Raw genomic sequence first — 18,399 nt, forward strand, 5'->3', positions numbered from 1 at the left:
TTTATGATGCTCTGAACGTTACAACCGACAACCCGCCCCTGGCAAGCAGACCCTTTTATTTTAGGACTCTCACCCAGTACACGCCGTTATCATCGCGTTTCGCGCCATGAATATCCGTTTCAAAGCCCGGATAGTGGCGCCCTACCGAACAGAGCATCAGCAGGAAATCGAGCACCGCCCGGCTCTCCTCGGTGATCATTTCACCCGGCATCAGCAGCGGCACGCCCGGCGGATAAGGCAGGATCATGTTGGCCGATACCCGCCCGACCAGGTTCTCCAGCTCAACGGTTTCAACCTCCCCTTTCACCTGGCGCTGCCACGCCCTGTGCGGCGTCAGCTTCATTTCAGGCAGAACATCAAATGCCTGCAACATCAGGCGCGGCAGATCGTGCTGGCGGATCAGCCTGTGGATCCCCTGGGCCAGATCCTGAATACGCATATTGCGATAGAAGTCAGGATCTTCCGCGTAGAGATCCGGCAGCATATTCTTTACCCGCAGGTTCAGATCATATGCACGCTTAAACTCCATCAGTCCGCGCAACAGCCCCATCGCGCGGGTTTTATCGATCCCGATGCTGAACAGGAACAGCAAATTATAGGGGCCGGTTTTCTCCACCACCACGCCGCGCTCATCAAGGAACTTCGCCACCAGCGCAGCCGGGATCCCTTCCTCACCCATCACGCCCTGCTCATCCATGCCCGGCGTCAGGATCGTCACCTTAACCGGATCGAGGAACATATGGTCCGCATCGGCATCCCGAAAACCGTGCCAGCTCTCCCCCGGCGCGACTGGCCAGCATTCTGCCTCATCAATCTCTTCCGGCTGCCAGATATCAAAGAACCAGCCGTCCGCTTCATCTTTAAGCCGCTGAACCTCTTTTCGGAAATGCAGCGCCCGTTCCACCGAACGATTGATCAGGCGTTTACCCGGATTACCGCGCAGCATCGCCGCCGCCGTTTCGATGGACGCCACCAGCGGGTAGCTCGGCGACGTGGTCGTGTGCATCATAAAGGCTTCGTTGAAGGTGTCCTCGTCGTACTCGCCCTTGATGTGAATGAGAGACGCCTGGGAAAACGCGGCCAGCATTTTGTGCGTCGACTGCGTTTCGAAGAACACCTTGCCCGGCACCCGCTCGCCGCTCATCCCACTTTTACCCGAGTAAATCGGGTGGAAATTGGTGTAAGGCACCCACGCGGAGTCAAAGTGGATCGACGGCACGTCGAGCGTTTGCTTGATCCAGTTCGTGTTGTAAAGCAGCCCGTCATAGGTGGAGTTGGTGATCACCGCGTGCACAGGCCAGCTTGCCTCGGGGATCGCCGCGATCTTATTTTCAATGGCTTCATGCGCGAATTCACGGCGAGGAATGCCGCCGAGAATACCCAGCGCATTACGCGTAGGCGACAGCCAGAGCGGCACCACGTCGCTCATCATCAGCAAATGCGCCAGTGATTTATGGCAGTTGCGGTCAATCAGCAGCGTACTGCCGGCAGGCGCGGCGTACATCCCGACGATTTTGTTCGAGGTTGAGGTACCGTTGGTCACCATGTAGCTTTGCTCGGCGCCAAAGGTCCGGGCGATGTACTCTTCGGCTTCCAGATGCGGGCCGGTATGATCCAGCAGAGAGCCTAACTCGGTGACCGAAATCGACACATCCGCCTTCAGCGTGTTACCGCCAAAGAAATCGTAGAACAGACATCCCACCGGGCTTTTTTGATAGGCTGTTCCCGCCATGTGGCCTGGCGTACAGAAGGTGTACTTCCCTTCATTCACATAGGTGAACAGCGCGCGTGTGAACGGCGGTGTGATGTTATCGAGGTATTCACCGGTGTACTGCTGAATGCGGGTCGCAATGTCCTCGGCAACGCCGAGTGAGTATTCGAAGAACCACAGCGCCATACGCATATCATGCGCGCTCACGTCCATGGTCGAGTGAGTGTTGATAAACGCATACAGCGGAAGATATTCGTTGAGCTTATTGATATCGCTGCACAACTCCATGTCGTATTCGTCCCAGTCGAATATCACGCCACAGATGCGCGGATTGTGTTCGATAAATTTCAGCAGGTCGGCGCTGTTTTGCGGCCAGATCAGCTGGTATCCACGTGCTTTAAGGGCTTGCTCCAGCTCCTTGATGGGTTCGTCTTTATAAAAGACGCCGTGTGGCCCCATGATGGCAATGATGTTCATGGTTTACCTCCTTGAAAAACATCAGATAAGCATAGTTAAGGTAAACGGCAGATATAAAAAAAGCCGCAACAATGTGCGGCTTTTAGGATAATTGTGAGGCTTACGCGTAACCGTAGGTCATCAGACGCTGATAACGACGGTTGAGCAGATCTTCTGTGCTCAGCACGTCCAGGTCCGCCAGATCTGCCAGCAGTTGCGCTTTAAGGGAAGCAGCCATCACTTCCGGCTTACGATGCGCGCCGCCCAGCGGTTCAGGGATAACGGTGTCGATCAGCTTCAGCTCTTTCAGACGTGGGGCAATGATGCCCATCGCTTCAGCAGCCAGCGGCGCTTTATCGGCACTTTTCCACAGAATGGAGGCACAGCCTTCCGGAGAGATAACGGAATAGGTACTGTACTGTAGCATATTCACTTTATCGCCCACGCCAATTGCCAGCGCACCGCCGGACCCACCTTCACCGATAACGGTACAGATGACCGGCACTTTCAGGCGAGACATCTCACGCAGGTTGCGTGCGATGGCTTCAGACTGACCGCGCTCTTCAGCGCCAACACCCGGGTAAGCCCCCGGCGTGTCGATGAAAGTGATGATAGGCATATTGAAACGCTCAGCCATCTCCATCAGACGCAGGGCCTTACGGTAGCCTTCTGGCGCTGGCATACCGAAGTTACGACGGATTTTCTCTTTGGTTTCACGGCCTTTCTGATGACCAATAATCATCACCGGACGTCCATCCAGACGCGCGATACCGCCGACGATAGCTTTATCGTCAGCGTATGCGCGGTCGCCTGCCAGTTCGTCAAATTCGTCAAACGCCAGGCGGACATAATCCAGGGTGTACGGACGCTGTGGATGACGCGCCAGCTGGGCGATCTGCCATGCGCCGAGATCGGCAAAGATTTTGCGCGTCAGTTCTACGCTTTTTTCGCGCAGACGATGCACTTCTTCGTCGATGTTAATATCCAGTTTTTCATCCTGACGGCTCACGGCTGTCAGAGAATCGATTTTCGCTTCCAGCTCTGCAATCGGCTGTTCGAAATCAAGGAAATTCAGACTCATAGTATTCCTGTATTAGTCAAACTCCAGTTCCACCTGCTCCGAACCAATGAGGCCACGGAGATCGTTCAGTAAACGATCGCTCGGAGAGACACGCCACGTTGCACCAAAGCGCAACCGCGCACGTGCATCCGCCCTCTGATAGTAGAGATGTACTGGAATGGTCCCCGAGCGGTGGGGTTCCAGAGACTGACGGAGTCGGTTTAAAAGCTGGTCATCAATTTGCCTGTCCGTCAGCGAGATAGCAAGCCCGCGAGCATATTTTTCCCGGGCTTCGTCAATGTCCATCACTTCGCGGGCGGTCATTTTAAGCCCCCCGCTGAAGTCATCAAAGCTGACCTGTCCGCTGACGATAAGTATGCGGTCTTTTTCCAGCAATTGCTGGTATTTATCCAGCGCGTCGGTGAACAACATCACCTCCAGACGCCCGGAACGGTCATCCAGGGTACAGATGCCGATACGATTGCCGCGCTTGGTGACCATTACCCTTGCAGCAATCACGAGCCCCGCAGCCGTGGTGATTTTACCACGTTCTGTCGGATGCATGTCTTTAAGCCTGTGGCCGCCGACATAGCGCTCAATTTCTTTCAGATACTGGTTGATCGGGTGCCCCGTCAGGTACAGGCCTAACGTCTCACGCTCCCCATCCAGCACCACCTGTTCTGGCCAGGGCTGGCAGTTGGAATAAGACTGCTCAATCTGCTCTGGCTCTTCCGCCAGCACGCCGAACATATCCGCCTGGCCAATGGCTTCCGCTTTCGCGTGCTGATCGGCTGCTTTCAGCGCATCGCCGAGCGAGTTCATCAGCGCGGCGCGGTGTGGCCCCAGCCGATCAAACGCGCCGGACATGATCAGTTTTTCCAGCACCCGGCGGTTAAGTTTTTTGGTATCGGTGCGGGCGCACAGATCGAACAGCTCGCGGAAATAGCCGCCGTTGTTACGCGCTTCGATGATCGCCTCGATCGGCCCCTCACCTACGCCCTTGATAGCGCCGATCCCATAGACGATTTCCCCGTCATCGTTAACGTGGAAATGGTACAGGCCAGAGTTAATATCCGGCGGCAGGATCTTCAGCCCCATGCGCCAGCACTCGTCCACCAGGCCAACCACCTTCTCGGTGTTGTCCATATCGGCGGTCATTACCGCCGCCATAAACTCAGCGGGATAGTGAGCCTTCAGCCACAGCGTTTGATACGAAACCAAAGCATAGGCGGCGGAGTGGGATTTGTTAAATCCGTACCCGGCGAATTTCTCCACCAGGTCGAAGATTTTCATCGCCAGTTCGCCATCGACGCCGTTTTTCTTCGCCCCATCCTCAAAGATGGAACGTTGCTTGGCCATCTCTTCCGGCTTTTTCTTACCCATCGCACGACGCAGCATGTCTGCGCCGCCAAGGGTATAACCAGAAAGCACCTGGGCGATCTGCATGACCTGTTCCTGATACAGGATGATGCCATAGGTTGGCTCCAGTACCGGTTTCAGGCTTTCATGCTGCCACTGCACGTCCGGGTAGGAAATCTCTTCGCGCCCGTGTTTACGGTCGATAAAGTTATCTACCATCCCCGACTGCAACGGCCCCGGACGGAACAGGGCCACCAGCGCGATCATATCTTCGAAGCAGTCTGGTTGCAGACGCTTAATCAAATCTTTCATGCCGCGGGATTCAAGCTGGAAGACGGCTGTCGTCTCCGAGCGTTGCAGCATGTCGAAACTTTTCTTGTCATCAAGCGGGATAGCCGCGATATCCAGCGGAGGCTCGCCGTTCTTCTCGCGACGGGCGTTGATCATCTCCAGCGCCCAGTTGATGATGGTCAGCGTACGCAGGCCGAGGAAGTCGAACTTCACCAGCCCGGCGTATTCTACGTCGTTCTTGTCGAACTGGGTGACCGGATGCTGACCCGCTTCGTCGCAGTACAGCGGCGCAAAGTCGGTGATTTTGGTCGGGGCGATAACCACACCCCCCGCATGCTTACCGGCGTTACGCGTGACGCCTTCCAGCTTGCGCGCCATGTCGATCAGCGCTTTGACCTCTTCGTCGGCTTCGTAGATTTCCGGCAGCTGAGGTTCAGCTTCAAAGGCTTTCGCCAGAGTCATGCCCGGATCGGGCGGCACAAGCTTAGAGATACGATCGACAAAACCGTACGGGTGGCCCAGAACGCGGCCCACGTCGCGGATAACCGCTTTCGCGGCCATCGTACCGAAGGTAATGATCTGCGAAACCGCATCACGACCGTACATATCGGCCACGTGCTCAATCACCTGGTCGCGTTTTTCCATGCAGAAGTCGACGTCAAAGTCGGGCATGGAGACACGTTCCGGGTTGAGGAAACGTTCGAACAGCAGGTCAAATTCCAGCGGATCGAGATCGGTAATTTTAAGCGCGTAGGCCACAAGCGATCCCGCACCGGAACCACGGCCCGGACCTACCGGCACGCCGTTATCCTTCGACCACTGGATGAACTCCATCACGATCAGGAAGTAGCCAGGGAACCCCATCTGGTTGATCACCTGGAGTTCAATATCCAGGCGCTCGTCATATTCAGGACGTTTCTCTTTACGGACCGCTTCATCCGGGAAGAGGAATTCCAGACGCTCTTCCAGACCCTCTTTCGATTTCATGACCAGGAAATCTTCGGTGGTCATGTCGCCCGTCGGGAACTGCGGCAGGAAGTATTCGCCGAGACGCACGGTGACGTTACAGCGCTTGGCAATCTCTACGCTATTTTCCAGCGCTTCCGGGATGTCCGAGAAGAGCTCACACATCTCCTCTTCGCTGCGCATGTACTGCTGCGATGAGTAGTTGCGCGGGCGTTTTGGATCGTCGAGGGTGAAGCCGTCGTGGATGGCGACGCGAATTTCATGCGCGTCAAAATCACCCGCCTCAAGGAAGCGCACATCGTTGGTGGCCACCACAGGCAGGCCACGCGCTTCCGCCAGGGCGACGGCCGCATGCAGGTAGCTCTCTTCATCCGCACGCCCGGTACGGATCAGCTCCAGGTAATAACGATCCGGGAAATACTCTTCGTAGAACGAGACGCACTGATCCACCAGCGCGTTATTACCGCGTAGCAGACATTTGCCGACATCTCCCATACGTCCACCGGAGATCAGCAGCAAACCTTCGTTCAGCTCCGCCAGCCAGTCGCGGTCAATCCATGGACCCAGTGCGCCGTAACCGCGTTGGTAGGCTTTTGAGATCAGCAGAGTGAGGTTCTGATAACCCGTGTTATTCATAGCTAACACGGAAATTTGCGTCATCTCATCGCCGAGCAGGTCGCTCTGCACATGAAAATCCGCGCCGACGATGGGCTTTAATCCTGCGCCATGCGCCGTTCCGTAGAACTTCACCAGGCCACACAGGTTGGTAAAATCGGTGATCGCCAGCGCAGGCATGCCAAGCGAGGCCGCCTTTTTTACCAGCGGCCCGGTCTTTGCCAGCCCATCGATCATGGAGTAGTCGCTATGCACCCGCAGGTGTACGAAACGTGGTTCAGCCATCTTCAGATCCCGCGTTACTTAATTGCTTGCGTCTTGATTCAGGACACCAGTCCCAGCGCGCGTTTCACCGGGCCAAAGCTGCGCCGATGATGTTCAGTTGCGCCATGTTCAGCCAGCTTTTCCAGATGGAAAGCCGTTGGATATCCCTTGTGCTGGGCGAAACCATACGCGGGATAAGTGAGGTCCAGCGCGGCCATTTCGGCATCGCGCGTCACTTTGGCAATGATTGACGCCGCGCTGATTTCTGCGACGCGGCTATCGCCTTTAACAACAGCCATGGAAGGCATCGGCAGCGCCGGGCAACGGTTACCGTCGATCAGCACATACTCAGGCACAATTTTCAGGCCAGCAACGGCACGCTGCATCGCCAGCATGGTGGCGTGCAGAATGTTCAGATCGTCGATCTCATCCGGCTCTGCGCGCCCGAGACTCCAGGCCAGTGCCTTTTCTTTAATTTCATCGAACAGCGCCAGGCGACGCTTTTCACTCAGTTTTTTCGAGTCGTTCAGGCCAACGATCGGGCGGGCTGGATCGAGGATCACCGCCGCGGTCACAACGGCACCCACTAACGGGCCACGACCGACTTCATCCACACCTGCAACGAGGTGGGTATGGGGATAAATAAATTCCATCATTGTGCTAACTCCAGCACCGCATCGGCCGCCTGCTCATCAGCATTACAGCGGATCAGTTGATGCAGTTCACGGAAGGTATCATGCATCTGGTGGCTGGTTTTACCGTTGGCCAGCAGCGGCAGTAATGCATCAGCCAGTGCCTGCGGCTGGCATTCATCCTGCAAGAGCTCTTTCACCAGTTCGCGACCCGCAAGCAGGTTTGGCAGGGATACGTAATCTGTTTTTACCAGACGTTTTGCCAGCCAGAAGGTAAACGGCTTCATGCGATAACCGACCACCATTGGGCATTTTGCCAGCATACACTCCAGCGCAGCCGTGCCGGAAGCCAGCAGTGCGGCATCGCTCGCAAACATGGCTTGCCGCCCTTTCCCGTCCAGCAGGCGGACGTGAAGATCCGGGGCGACGTCAGCTTTGATACGCTCAAACTGCTCGCGGCGTTTGGCATTCACCAGCGGCACGACCACTTCAAGATCGGGGTAAGTCTTGCGAAGAATTTGCGCCGTTTTCAGGAAATCGGCACTGAGCATTTCAACTTCCGCACCCCGGCTCCCTGGCAGCAGCGCCAGACAGTGCACATCATGCGGGATGCCCAGTTCGTCACGCGCCGCGTTTTTATCCGGATCCAGCGGCATGGCATCCGCCATGGTATGACCGATAAAACGGCACGGGACATTAAATCTGTCGTAAAACGCTTTTTCGAAAGGCAGAAAAGCCAGCACCAGATTAGTGGATCGTCCGATTTTGAAAACGCGTTTCTGTCGCCACGCCCACACGGACGGACTGACGTAATGGATAGTTTTGATCCCCTGCTTTTTCAGGTTCCCTTCAAGGGTAATATTGAAATCAGGCGCATCAATGCCGACAAATACATCGGGCTTAAGGTCGGTAAAGCGGCGGGTAAGGTCGGCGCGAATATGCAGCAGGCGACGCAAGCGCCCCAACACCTCGACGATGCCCATCACAGCCAGCTCTTCCATTTCATACCAGGCTTCACAGCCTTCGGCCTGCATCAGCGGCCCAGCCACGCCCACAAAGCGGGCATTGGGTACACGGGCTTTAAGCGCGCGGATAAGACCTGCACCAAGAATATCGCCGGAGGTTTCTCCGGCGACCAGGGCGATGGTAAGCGGACGACTGTCGACCATTAACGAATCAGACCACGGGTTGAACGTTCAAAGAATTCCATGAACGTTTTCACTTCAGGGTGCTTATTCGCCAGCTCGGCAATTTCCGGCTTAGCCTCTTCCAGCGTTTTACCGCTACGGTACAGCAGTTTGTACGCGTTGCGGATGGCAGTAATCGCTTCGCGACTAAAACCACGACGCTTGAGACCTTCGATGTTCACGCCAAACGGCGTGGCATGGTTGCCCTGCGCAATCACAAACGGTGGGACGTCCTGCGCCACACCGGAGCATCCGCCGACCATCACGTGTGCACCAATGATGCAGAACTGATGGACTGCGGTCATGCCGCCAATAATGGCGAAATCATCAACCGATACGTGTCCCGCCAGCGTTGCGTTGTTGGCGAGAATACAGCGGCTACCCACGGTACAGTCGTGCGCAATATGCGCATTAACCATAAACAGGTTGTCGCTGCCCACCTTCGTCAATCCACCGCCTTGCGTTGTACCACGATGAATGGTGACGCTTTCGCGAATGCGGTTACGATCGCCGATTTCCACGCGGGTCGGTTCGCCAGCATACTTGAGATCCTGGTTAACTTCGCCGATGGAGGCGAACTGATAGATCTCATTGTTGCAGCCAATGGTGGTATGACCATTCACGACAACGTGAGATTTCAGTACTGTACCCTCACCAATTTCGACATGGGGTCCAACAATACAAAACGGGCCAATGTAGACGTTGGCACCAATGATGGCACCCGTTTCCACAATGGCGGTAGGATGAATAAAGGCGGATTTATCAATCACGTATCAGGCCTCCCGGCTACGCGCACACATCATTGTCGCTTCGCAAACAACTTTGCCGTCAACCATAGCTACGCCTTTGAAGCGAGTCAGGCCGCGACGCGTTTTTTCAAAAGTGACTTCCATGATCATTTGATCACCAGGCACGACCGGACGCTTGAAGCGCGCTTCATCGATACCCGCGAAGTAATAGAGTTCACCCGGTTCCAGTTTACCTACGCTTTTAAACGCCAGAATACCGGTAGCCTGTGCCATCGCTTCCAGGATCAATACACCCGGGAAGATAGGCTTACCAGGGAAGTGCCCCTGGAAGAACGGCTCGTTAACGGAGACATTTTTCACTGCGCGCAGAAAACGACCTTCTTCAAAATCCAGCACACGGTCTACCAGTAAAAACGGATAGCGGTGCGGCAGAAGTTCTAAAATCTCTTCAATATGCAGAGTATGAGTGTCAGTAGTCAAAATACTCTTCCTGTCAAATGTACTAAGTAGCAATAATAACACGGCCTGCCGGTTTATAAACAAAGCCGACAGGCCGGGAAATTTAGCGTTAAACGGATGAACGCTTAGTCTTGTTGATCGATTTTGCGCTCAATCGCTTTGAGTCGCTTGCTCATATCATCAATATTCATCACCAGTGCAGCTGTTTTACGCCAGACCTTGTTCGGTTGCAGCGGAATACCTGAGGAATAAACGCCAGGCTCAGTGATTGGACGCATCACCATACCCATCCCCGTCACCGTGACTTTGTCGCATATTTCCATATGGCCATTGATCACGCTGGCACCGCCAATCATGCAGTAACGGCCAATTTTCAGGCTGCCTGCCATGATAACACCACCCGCAACTGCGGTATTGTCGCCAATCACAACGTTATGTGCAATCTGGCACTGGTTGTCTATGATAACACCGTTACCAATAATGGTGTCGTCAAGCGCACCGCGGTCGATAGTTGTGCAAGCGCCGATCTCCACACGATCGCCGATAATCACGCGACCCAGCTGAGGGATCTTAACCCAGTTACCCCGATCGTTGGCGTAACCAAATCCGTCAGAACCAATCACCGTGCTGGACTGAACGAGACAATTCTCGCCAATCTCAACCTCATGGTAGACAGAGACATTGGCCCATAGACGAGACCCTGCGCCAATTTTCGTATTTTTTCCAACAAAGCAGCCAGGGCCAATCACCACGTTATCACCCAAAACAACGCCGGATTCGATAACGGCGTTTGCGCCGACTGATACGTTGTTACCCAGCTGAGCCGTCGGATCAATCGCAGCACTGGCTGCAATGTTCTGTGCCGGCTGCGGCGTGGTATCAAGAATTTGGGCCATGCGCGCATAGGTCAGGTAGGGATTTTTCACTACCAGTGCAGCGCTAGTGGCAAACGGAAGATCGTCCTGCGTCAGCACAACGGCAGACGCCTGGCACTGGGCCAGGTGTTCACGGTACTTAGGGCTTACCATGAAGGTAATAGTGCCTGCTTTAGCAGATTGCATGGACGCAACAGCGGTGATGACGATATCGCCATCACCGTGTAATTCTGCATCCAACTGCTGAGCTAAATCAGCCAGTCGAATTGAAGGCATTACTTATTTAACCTGTTTCAGAACATCAGCGGTGATGTCTTTAACATCGCTGCTGTTGAATGCAACGGCGTTCGCATCAACAACCAGATCGATGCTCTGATCGGCTGCTACTGCTTTAACGGCAGACTGAATACGCGTCACCAGTTTGCCACGCTCTTCGTTAGAACGACGCTGACGATCCTGCTCGAAAGCCTGTGCTTTCTGAGAGAAGGTCTGGCGCTGAGACATGACGTCTTTTTCCAGTTTGCTGCGCTCGCTCGCTTTCATGGTAGAACCATCACGCTGAAGACGCTGCATCTTGGACTGAAGATCACCTTCCATACGTTGCAGTTCGCTCGCACGGCCTTTGAATTCGTTTTCCAGCGTTGCAGAAACACCGGTTTTCTGTGCAACCTGCTGGAACAAATTACCCATGTTGACGATTGCAATTTTATCCGCTGCCTGAGCAGAAGTTGCCATCGCTAAACCGAGACCTGCAGCTAATAACCACTTTTTCACAATTAACTCCTTACCATCCCATTGGCACCCGAGGGGTACCGTTCTTTGCGTGGCAAGGCGACCGTGTTACCGATCGCCGGTTGTCAGCGCTACACTGCCAACGCATTCCATTGCAGCGGATTATTACCAGGTTTTACCAATGTTAAACTGGAACTGCTCCGCTTTGTCTCCATCGTATTTCTTAAACGGCTGGGCGTAAGAGAAGACCAACGGCCCCAGCGGTGACATCCATTGTAATGCGATACCTGCGGACATGCGAATGTTGCTCGGATCGCTGTAGTCCGGAACCCCCGCCGCACGCATCTGGGCGGTGTTCTCCCAGTTGGTGTCCCACACCGTACCTGCATCCATAAAGAAGGAGGTACGCACGGAGTTCGCATACTTATCACTGATAAACGGCGTAGGCGTGATGAACTCGAGGCTCGCCACGGCCATAGCGTTACCACCTACTGCGTCATCAGAGCTACATACTTGCTTAGGATCACGGCTTGCGCAGTTATCTTCGTCATTACCGCCGTAATAAACCGCTTTCGGACCAATGTTATTGGACTGGAAGCCACGCACGGTGCTTGAACCACCGGCGTAGAAGTTTTCATAGAACGGCAGTTCTTTGCTTCCAATACCGTCACCATAACCCCAACGGGTACGACCCAGAACGACCCACTTGTGATCTTCATCAATTGGGAAGTAGGACGCCGTATCCAGCGTGACCTTGTAGAACTCGTTATCCGAGCCCGGGATAGTCACTTTACCGTTCAGGTTGACGCGTGAACCTTCCGTCGGGAAGTAGCCACGGTCAAGACGGTTGTAGGTCCAACCGTAGTTGAAGGTGAAGTCATCCGCGGCGAAACCGTTGTCATCGCTGGACGTACTCGCCGACTGACCGATGGAGTCCAGGTAACGCCACATCGCCACCTGCGGTTGCATGTTGGACAGGTCGTTATGCACGTACCCTAAACCTGCGCGCAAGGTGTTGTATTCGTTAACCGGGAAGCCAAGCGTACCATCCAGACCGTAACTCTTGTTGGTATACGAGGAGAGGTCCGCATCGTCCGCTTTAAAGTCGTTATAGAAGATACGACCGCCCAGGCTTACACCGTCAACGGTGAAGTATGGGTTGGTAACGGAGAACTCAGAGTAGGTCTGGTAGTCGTTTTTCGTCCCGTTGATACCGACAGAGTAGCCCGTACCCAGCCAGTTATCCTGCTGAACACCGACCTGGAAGCTCACGCCACTTTCAGTACCGTAACCAATACCGAAGTTGAAGCTACCGGTATTACGTTCTTTAACTTTATAAACAACATCAACCTGATCCGGACGACCTGGTACACGCTGAGTATCGGTATCGACCGTTTCGAAGTAGCCCAGACGGTTCAGACGCTCTTTACCCTGGTCTACCAGATCGCTTCCCAGCCATGCCCCTTCCATCTGGCGCATTTCACGGCGCAGAACGGAGTCTTTAGAGGTATCGTTACCTTCGAAGCGGATCTTACGCACGTAGAAGCGGTTGCCCGCATCAACGTTAACGTGCAGCTTAACGGTTTTATCCGTGTCGTTAATTTCCGGCTGCGTTTGCACACGCGGATACGCATAACCATAACGGCCGAGCAGCTTCTTAATGCTGTCTTCCATTTTGGTGACTTTAGATCCGCTGTACAGATCGCCCGGCTGAATTTTGGTCAGAGATTCAATTTCAGCTGAATGTCCTGCCAGGTTGCCGCTGACTTCAACACCCGAAAGCGTGTACTTATCGCCTTCTGTGATGTTAACGGTAATGTAGATACCTTTCTTGTCCGGAGTCAGACTCACCTGAGTTGAATCGATGTTGAAACGGGCGTAACCGCGATCCAGATAGTAGCTGCGCAGGGTTTCAAGGTCACCCGCCAGTTTCTGTTTCTGGTATTTACGATCGCCTACCACGTTCCACCACGGCACTTCGTCACGCAGCTGGAAGTTGGAGATCAGTTCGTCGGTGCTGAACGCGTGGTTACCCACGATGTTGATCTGCTGGATCTTCGCAGAAACACCTTCCTGGAAGACCAGTTTCAGGTCAACACGGTTACGTGGCAGCGGTGTAACAACCGCTTTAACGCTCGCACTGTATTTACCGACGCTGTAGTAGAAATCTTCCAGACCTTTTTCAATGTCTGCAAGGGTTGTGCGGTCCAGAGATTCCCCCACACGAACACCCGATGCCTCAAGGTTCTGCTTGAGCATGTCGTCTTTCACCGATTTGTTACCGGAGAAAGTGATGCTGGCAATCGTTGGACGTTCTTTTACCTGAACCACCAGCGTATCACCATCGCGCAGGACGCGGACGTCCTCAAAGTTGCCAGTGGCAAACAGAGCACGGATGGTGTTACTGATATCTTCATCATTAACCGTATCGCCGGGGCGCACAGGCATACTGAGGAGGGCCGCACCAACGGCGACACGCTGAAGGCCTTCGAAATGAATATCTTTCACTACGAACCCGTCAGCACCGTATACGGTCGCGCTGCTAAACAGCAGCGACGCTATGAGCAACTTTTTCATCGCCATCGTTATTATGCGTTCTTCCTAACTAACTCTCTTACAACCGAGAGAAATCATTGAAAAGTGCAAGCCCCATTAACAGCACCAGCAAAATCGAGCCAATGCGATAACTAAAGTCTTGAACTCGCTCGGATACCGGTCCGCCTTTTAGCTTTTCAATCGCTAAAAACAGCAGATGGCCCCCATCTAATACGGGAAGCGGGAACAGGTTGATTATCCCCAGGTTCACGCTAATCAGCGCAAGGAACATGAGATAGTAAATCACCCCGAACTCCGCTGACATCCCAGCCCCCTGAGCAATCGAAATTGGCCCACTGAGGTTGTTCAGTTTCACATCACCGGTTATCAATTTCCCCAACATGTTGACCGTAAGCTTCATCAGCTGCCATGTTTTATCCGTGGCCTCAACGATGGCGCTAAACGGCCCATACTGGCGTATTGTCTTGTACTCATCTGGCAGTGGGATCACTTTCGGCACAACGCCTGCAAACCCTTCCGCCTTACCGCCGCCCGATTTGGTATCCGGGGTGAGAGTCAGTGAGAGCGAACTCCCCTGCCTTTCCACTTCCAGCGCGAGCGGCTTGCCTGGATTATCGCGCACCAGAGTAACAAAGGTCATCCATTGTGTTAATGGCTGACCATCGACTTTAACGATCCTGTCACCCGCTTGTAAACCTGCTTTACTCGCTGCCGATTTGGCCTGTACTTCGGCTAATACCGGCTCGATCTGCGCGCCGCGCGGTCGAATCCCGAGTGCGGCGACAGGGTCCTCTTTGTCTGGCTCAAAGCGCCAGTGGCGTAAATCCAGCACTTTTTCCTGCCGCTGGTCGGAACCAAAAGGTGATACGCTGACGGTTGTCTGCTCATCACCAATTTTGGCAACCAGTTGTAACCTCACGGCATCCCAATCAGGGGTTTCGATACCATCAATCGCTTTAAGTTCCATTCCCGGTGTAATTTGCGCCGTTGCCGCAATAGAACCCGTAGTGATTTCGCCCACGACCGGGCGCACGCCAGGCACGCCGATGATAAACACCAGCCAGTAAGCGAAGATAGCGAAGATGAAATTGGCTACCGGGCCGGCAGCGATGATGGCAGCACGTTGTCCAACAGTTTTATTGTTAAACGCGCTATGGCGAAGTTCCGGGGCGACAGGCTCAACGCGTTCGTCGAGCATTTTGACATAGCCGCCCAGGGGAATCAGAGCAATGACAAACTCGGTGCCATGCTTATCGGTGCGCTTCCAGAGCGATTTGCCAAAGCCAATCGAGAATCGCTCCACCCGCACACCACAGCGCCGGGCAACCCAGAAATGGCCAAATTCATGCACGGTAATCAGTACACCCAGTGCAACAATGAACGCCGCCAGATTCCAGAGAATGCTCAGCATAAAACCTTCCGTTATATCGTCCCAAACACCAGTAAAAGCAGGCAAGCAAATACGGGAACAGCCGCGGTAAGGCTGTCAATGCGATCCAGTATTCCGCCATGTCCTGGAATCAGGTGACCACTGTCCTTAATCCCTGCTTCACGCTTAAACATACTCTCGGTTAAATCACCCAGCACCGATGCCAGCGCCGCGAAAATCGAACATACCAGCAGCGTCGAGGGGGCAACCTCAAGATTCGCCCAGACGCCATAGCCCCAGGAGATAATCGCTGCCGTAAACAGGCCGCCGATGAAGCCTTGCCAGGTTTTGCCCGGAGAAACCTTTGGCGCCAGTTTATGTTTGCCGAACAGTTTACCAAACATATAGGCCCCGGAGTCAGCCCCCCAGACGAGAATCATCACATAAAGCAGCCATATCGCGCCGCTGTAGTGGTTTTCGTCATAGTGCCAGGCGCGCAACGCAACCATCCCCCAGAAAAACGGAACAATCGTGAGCAGACCAAAAATAAGGCGCAACACTTTAGAGTTACGCCAGATCGCCGCAGAGCCCGGATAGAAAAGCACTAAAACAAGCGCAGCAATCCACCAGGCCAGCGATATCCATAAGGATCCGGCAACCAGCGGCTGGTGAACATCATGATGATATTCAGGCAAGGTATACAGCATCAGGGCCAGTAAAAAACCACAGAGTACCGCCAGCCATACCCGCTGAGTGCGCGAGGTAAAGCCGCTAAGCTGCCCCCATTCCCACGCGGCGAGCATACACACCACCAGCGTAACAATAGCGAATCCCACCGGAGGCAGTAAAAACAGCGCTGCGATGACGACGGGTATTAATACAAAAGCGGAAATCAGGCGATACTTCAGCAAAAGCTACCCCCATCAGGCGTTATCGCCACCAGGCTCGGTGCCGCCGAAACGACGCTCTCGATTGGCAAAGGCATGCAGCGCACCTTCAAAGTCTTGTTCATCAAAATCTGGCCAAAGAACATCCGTAAAGTAAAGTTCGGCGTAGGCAATTTGCCACAGCAAAAAGTTACTTATGCGATGTTCCCCCCCTGTCCTTATAACCAAATCCACGGGTGCCAGTTCATTCATGCAGATTTGCTGACTCAGCGCCTCTTCATCAATCTGGTCGGGTCTTAACAGCCCTTCCTGAACCTGCTCAGCCAAATGCCGAACCCCCTGGATAATATCCCAGCGTCCGCCGTAATTCGCCGCGATATTGAGCGTCAGGCCGGTATTATTTTCCGTCAGCGCTTCTGCTTTGCGAATCCGTTCCTGCAAACGTGAGTTAAAACGACTGGTTTCGCCAATAATACGCAAGCGGACGTTGTGGCGGTGCAGGCTTTTTACTTCACTATCGAGCGCCCACACGAACAGTTCCATCAACGCAGTCACTTCCTGCGCAGGTCGATTCCAGTTCTCACTGCTAAAAGCATAGAGCGTTAACGCATCAATGCCGTTATTGGCGGCAAAAGAGACGGCGCGGCGAACAGATTTCGCCCCAGCTTTATGCCCAAAGGCTCGTATCTTCCCTTGTCTTTTCGCCCAGCGGCCATTGCCATCCATGATGATTGCAACATGGCGACAGCCATGTGCTGGCAAGTTTTCGCTTATTGGTTGATTCGCAGACAACATAACGCGTTTTTAGTCCCTGAAAGGATTTAACGGTACACAGGAATACTGAAGCCTATACATAAAAAAGCCGTGTCAAACCACGGCTTACCTGACCACTTAAAGCCAAATACCTGCGATCAGGTGGCGCAGACTATATCACTGAAGCCCAACGCTAACAAATAGCACGACGACTAGTGCTTGCTTTATCACCAGCTTGCGAGACGTGTCACCTGTTTACGCGCAACAATGCGTGCCTGTTCATCCACGGCCAGCACCTCTTCCACGCTCTGCGGCTCACGCAAATCCATTATCTCCAGCACGGATAAATTCAACGCGGCGATGTCAGTAAAGCGGATCTGCTGATTCAGGAATGCTTCAACGGTCACTTCATTGGCTGCATTAAGCGCCGTTGTCGCCGCCTGCCCCTGATCGAAGGCCGTCATCGCCAGTTTCAGACAGGGATAACGGTCGTAATCAGGCTCGCTAAACGTCAGTGAACTCAGCTTACAAAAATCGAGAGGCCTAACGCCCGATTTTACGCGGTTTGGCCACGCCATCGTATGAGCAATAGGCGTACGCATATCCGGTTCGCCCAGCTGGGCCAGCACGCTGCCGTCCTGATAGCGCACCATCGAGTGAATCACCGACTGCGGGTGGATCAGCACTTCCATCTGTTTCGCCGACGCATTGAACAGCCAGCGAGCTTCAATGTATTCCAGACCTTTGTTCATCATGGTGGCCGAATCGACGGAGATCTTACGCCCCATTGACCAGTTCGGATGACGACACGCCTGATCCGGCGTCATTGCGCTCAATTCAGACAGTGGCGTTTCACGGAACGGGCCACCAGACCCGGTAAGCAGAATCGACACAACGCCATTCTGCTCCAGGTCAGCGTACCCCAGGTTTTGTTGAAAAGGTTGAGGTAAACTCTGAAAAATCGCGTTGTGTTCGCTATCGACCGGCAAAAGACGCGCCCCACGCTGTTTTACCGCTTCCATAAAGAGGCGTCCGCAGGTGACCAGCGACTCTTTGTTCGCAAGCAGGACATCTTTACCCGCATCAATAGCGGCAAGCGTCGGCAGAAGACCCGCCGCCCCGACGATTGCCGCCATGACCTGATCAACTTCATCAAGCGCGGCCATATCGCACGCCGCCTGTTGCCCGCTGAGTACCTCGGTACGGCAGCCCTTCTCCTGCAACAGCGCTTTCACCTGGCGGGCGCTCTCTTCGTCATCCATCACCGCAAAACGGGGGGTAAACTCCAGGCACTGTTCGACCATTCGCTGCACGTTTTTTCCGGCCACAAGCGCGGCCACGGTGTAGCTGTCAGGATTATGACGTACAACGTCGAGAGTGCTGCAACCGATAGAGCCGGTCGAGCCGAGGAGAGTGAGATGCTTCATGAGATGCCCAAAAGTTAGACCAGATAAAAGCAAAACGCCGCCAGCAAGACT

General features: G+C 54.1%; 14 protein-coding genes. All 14 read right to left on the minus strand.

Going from position 1 to position 18,399, the window contains the following annotated elements; translation table 11 throughout:
* Positions 1-55: 55 nt before the first annotated feature.
* Positions 56-2,188, minus strand: coding sequence for a lysine decarboxylase LdcC (locus tag H2Z33_RS03810; protein ID WP_015572729.1), 2,133 nt, complete (start codon positions 2,186-2,188; stop codon positions 56-58).
* A 100-nt stretch (positions 2,189-2,288) separates the two neighbouring features.
* Positions 2,289-3,248 carry an acetyl-CoA carboxylase carboxyl transferase subunit alpha gene (gene accA / locus H2Z33_RS03815; RefSeq protein WP_003856154.1) on the minus strand — a complete coding sequence of 320 codons (960 nt, stop codon included), beginning with the start codon at positions 3,246-3,248 and terminating at the stop codon, positions 2,289-2,291.
* A 12-nt stretch (positions 3,249-3,260) separates the two neighbouring features.
* Positions 3,261-6,743, minus strand: coding sequence for a DNA polymerase III subunit alpha (gene dnaE, locus H2Z33_RS03820; RefSeq protein WP_017694479.1), 3,483 nt, complete (start codon positions 6,741-6,743; stop codon positions 3,261-3,263).
* A gap of 38 nt (positions 6,744-6,781) precedes the next feature.
* Entirely contained in the window at positions 6,782-7,378 is a 597-nt protein-coding gene (rnhB, locus tag H2Z33_RS03825) for a ribonuclease HII (protein WP_015572727.1), read from the minus strand.
* Positions 7,375-8,523, minus strand: coding sequence for a lipid-A-disaccharide synthase (gene lpxB / locus H2Z33_RS03830; protein ID WP_003856161.1), 1,149 nt, complete (start codon positions 8,521-8,523; stop codon positions 7,375-7,377). Before lpxB ends, rnhB begins: the two co-directional genes overlap by 4 nt.
* Entirely contained in the window at positions 8,523-9,311 is a 789-nt protein-coding gene (lpxA, locus tag H2Z33_RS03835; protein ID WP_063135049.1) for an acyl-ACP--UDP-N-acetylglucosamine O-acyltransferase, read from the minus strand. Before lpxA ends, lpxB begins: the two co-directional genes overlap by 1 nt.
* A gap of 3 nt (positions 9,312-9,314) precedes the next feature.
* Positions 9,315-9,770: a 3-hydroxyacyl-ACP dehydratase FabZ gene (fabZ, locus tag H2Z33_RS03840; RefSeq protein WP_003856165.1), complete on the minus strand. Its 456-nt coding sequence runs from the start codon at positions 9,768-9,770 to the stop codon at positions 9,315-9,317.
* Positions 9,771-9,874: 104 nt separating this feature from the next.
* The gene (gene lpxD, locus H2Z33_RS03845; protein ID WP_015572726.1) at positions 9,875-10,900 is read right to left on the minus strand and encodes a UDP-3-O-(3-hydroxymyristoyl)glucosamine N-acyltransferase; all 1,026 of its coding nucleotides are present in this window, start codon (positions 10,898-10,900) and stop codon (positions 9,875-9,877) included.
* A gap of 3 nt (positions 10,901-10,903) precedes the next feature.
* On the minus strand, positions 10,904-11,398 hold the full coding sequence (gene skp, locus H2Z33_RS03850; protein WP_006810039.1) for a molecular chaperone Skp: 495 nt from the start codon (positions 11,396-11,398) through the stop codon (positions 10,904-10,906).
* 123 nt (positions 11,399-11,521) lie between these two features.
* The gene (gene bamA, locus H2Z33_RS03855; RefSeq protein WP_003856172.1) at positions 11,522-13,939 is read right to left on the minus strand and encodes an outer membrane protein assembly factor BamA; all 2,418 of its coding nucleotides are present in this window, start codon (positions 13,937-13,939) and stop codon (positions 11,522-11,524) included.
* Between the two features lie 31 nt (positions 13,940-13,970).
* A complete protein-coding gene (rseP, locus tag H2Z33_RS03860; protein WP_023303108.1) occupies positions 13,971-15,323 on the minus strand; it encodes a sigma E protease regulator RseP in 1,353 nt (450 codons plus the stop codon).
* Between the two features lie 11 nt (positions 15,324-15,334).
* Complete coding sequence (gene cdsA / locus H2Z33_RS03865) at positions 15,335-16,192, minus strand: phosphatidate cytidylyltransferase (protein WP_003856175.1); 858 nt, start codon at positions 16,190-16,192, stop codon at positions 15,335-15,337.
* A 12-nt stretch (positions 16,193-16,204) separates the two neighbouring features.
* Positions 16,205-16,963, minus strand: coding sequence for a (2E,6E)-farnesyl-diphosphate-specific ditrans,polycis-undecaprenyl-diphosphate synthase (ispU, locus tag H2Z33_RS03870; RefSeq protein WP_003856176.1), 759 nt, complete (start codon positions 16,961-16,963; stop codon positions 16,205-16,207).
* Positions 16,964-17,148: 185 nt separating this feature from the next.
* Positions 17,149-18,348 (minus strand): 1-deoxy-D-xylulose-5-phosphate reductoisomerase, encoded by a 1,200-nt coding sequence (gene ispC, locus H2Z33_RS03875; RefSeq protein WP_045906911.1) that lies wholly within the window; start codon positions 18,346-18,348, stop codon positions 17,149-17,151.
* Positions 18,349-18,399 lie beyond the last annotated feature (51 nt).

This window comes from Enterobacter sp. YSU (assembly GCF_016082135.1).
Classification (GTDB): domain Bacteria; phylum Pseudomonadota; class Gammaproteobacteria; order Enterobacterales; family Enterobacteriaceae; genus Enterobacter; species Enterobacter hormaechei_C.

What these genes read in the sequence shown, in the direction of transcription:
- dnaE (WP_017694479.1), bottom strand. Translation starts at nt 6,743, where the DNA reads ATGGCTGAACCACGTTTCGTACACCTGCGGGTGCATAGCGACTACTCC.
- lpxB (WP_003856161.1), bottom strand. Translation starts at nt 8,523, where the DNA reads ATGGTCGACAGTCGTCCGCTTACCATCGCCCTGGTCGCCGGAGAAACC.
- ispU (WP_003856176.1), bottom strand. Translation starts at nt 16,963, where the DNA reads ATGTTGTCTGCGAATCAACCAATAAGCGAAAACTTGCCAGCACATGGC.
- rseP (WP_023303108.1), bottom strand. Translation starts at nt 15,323, where the DNA reads ATGCTGAGCATTCTCTGGAATCTGGCGGCGTTCATTGTTGCACTGGGT.
- bamA (WP_003856172.1), bottom strand. Translation starts at nt 13,939, where the DNA reads ATGGCGATGAAAAAGTTGCTCATAGCGTCGCTGCTGTTTAGCAGCGCG.
- rnhB (WP_015572727.1), bottom strand. Translation starts at nt 7,378, where the DNA reads ATGATGGAATTTATTTATCCCCATACCCACCTCGTTGCAGGTGTGGAT.
- lpxD (WP_015572726.1), bottom strand. Translation starts at nt 10,900, where the DNA reads ATGCCTTCAATTCGACTGGCTGATTTAGCTCAGCAGTTGGATGCAGAA.
- accA (WP_003856154.1), bottom strand. Translation starts at nt 3,248, where the DNA reads ATGAGTCTGAATTTCCTTGATTTCGAACAGCCGATTGCAGAGCTGGAA.
- ispC (WP_045906911.1), bottom strand. Translation starts at nt 18,348, where the DNA reads ATGAAGCATCTCACTCTCCTCGGCTCGACCGGCTCTATCGGTTGCAGC.
- H2Z33_RS03810 (WP_015572729.1), bottom strand. Translation starts at nt 2,188, where the DNA reads ATGAACATCATTGCCATCATGGGGCCACACGGCGTCTTTTATAAAGAC.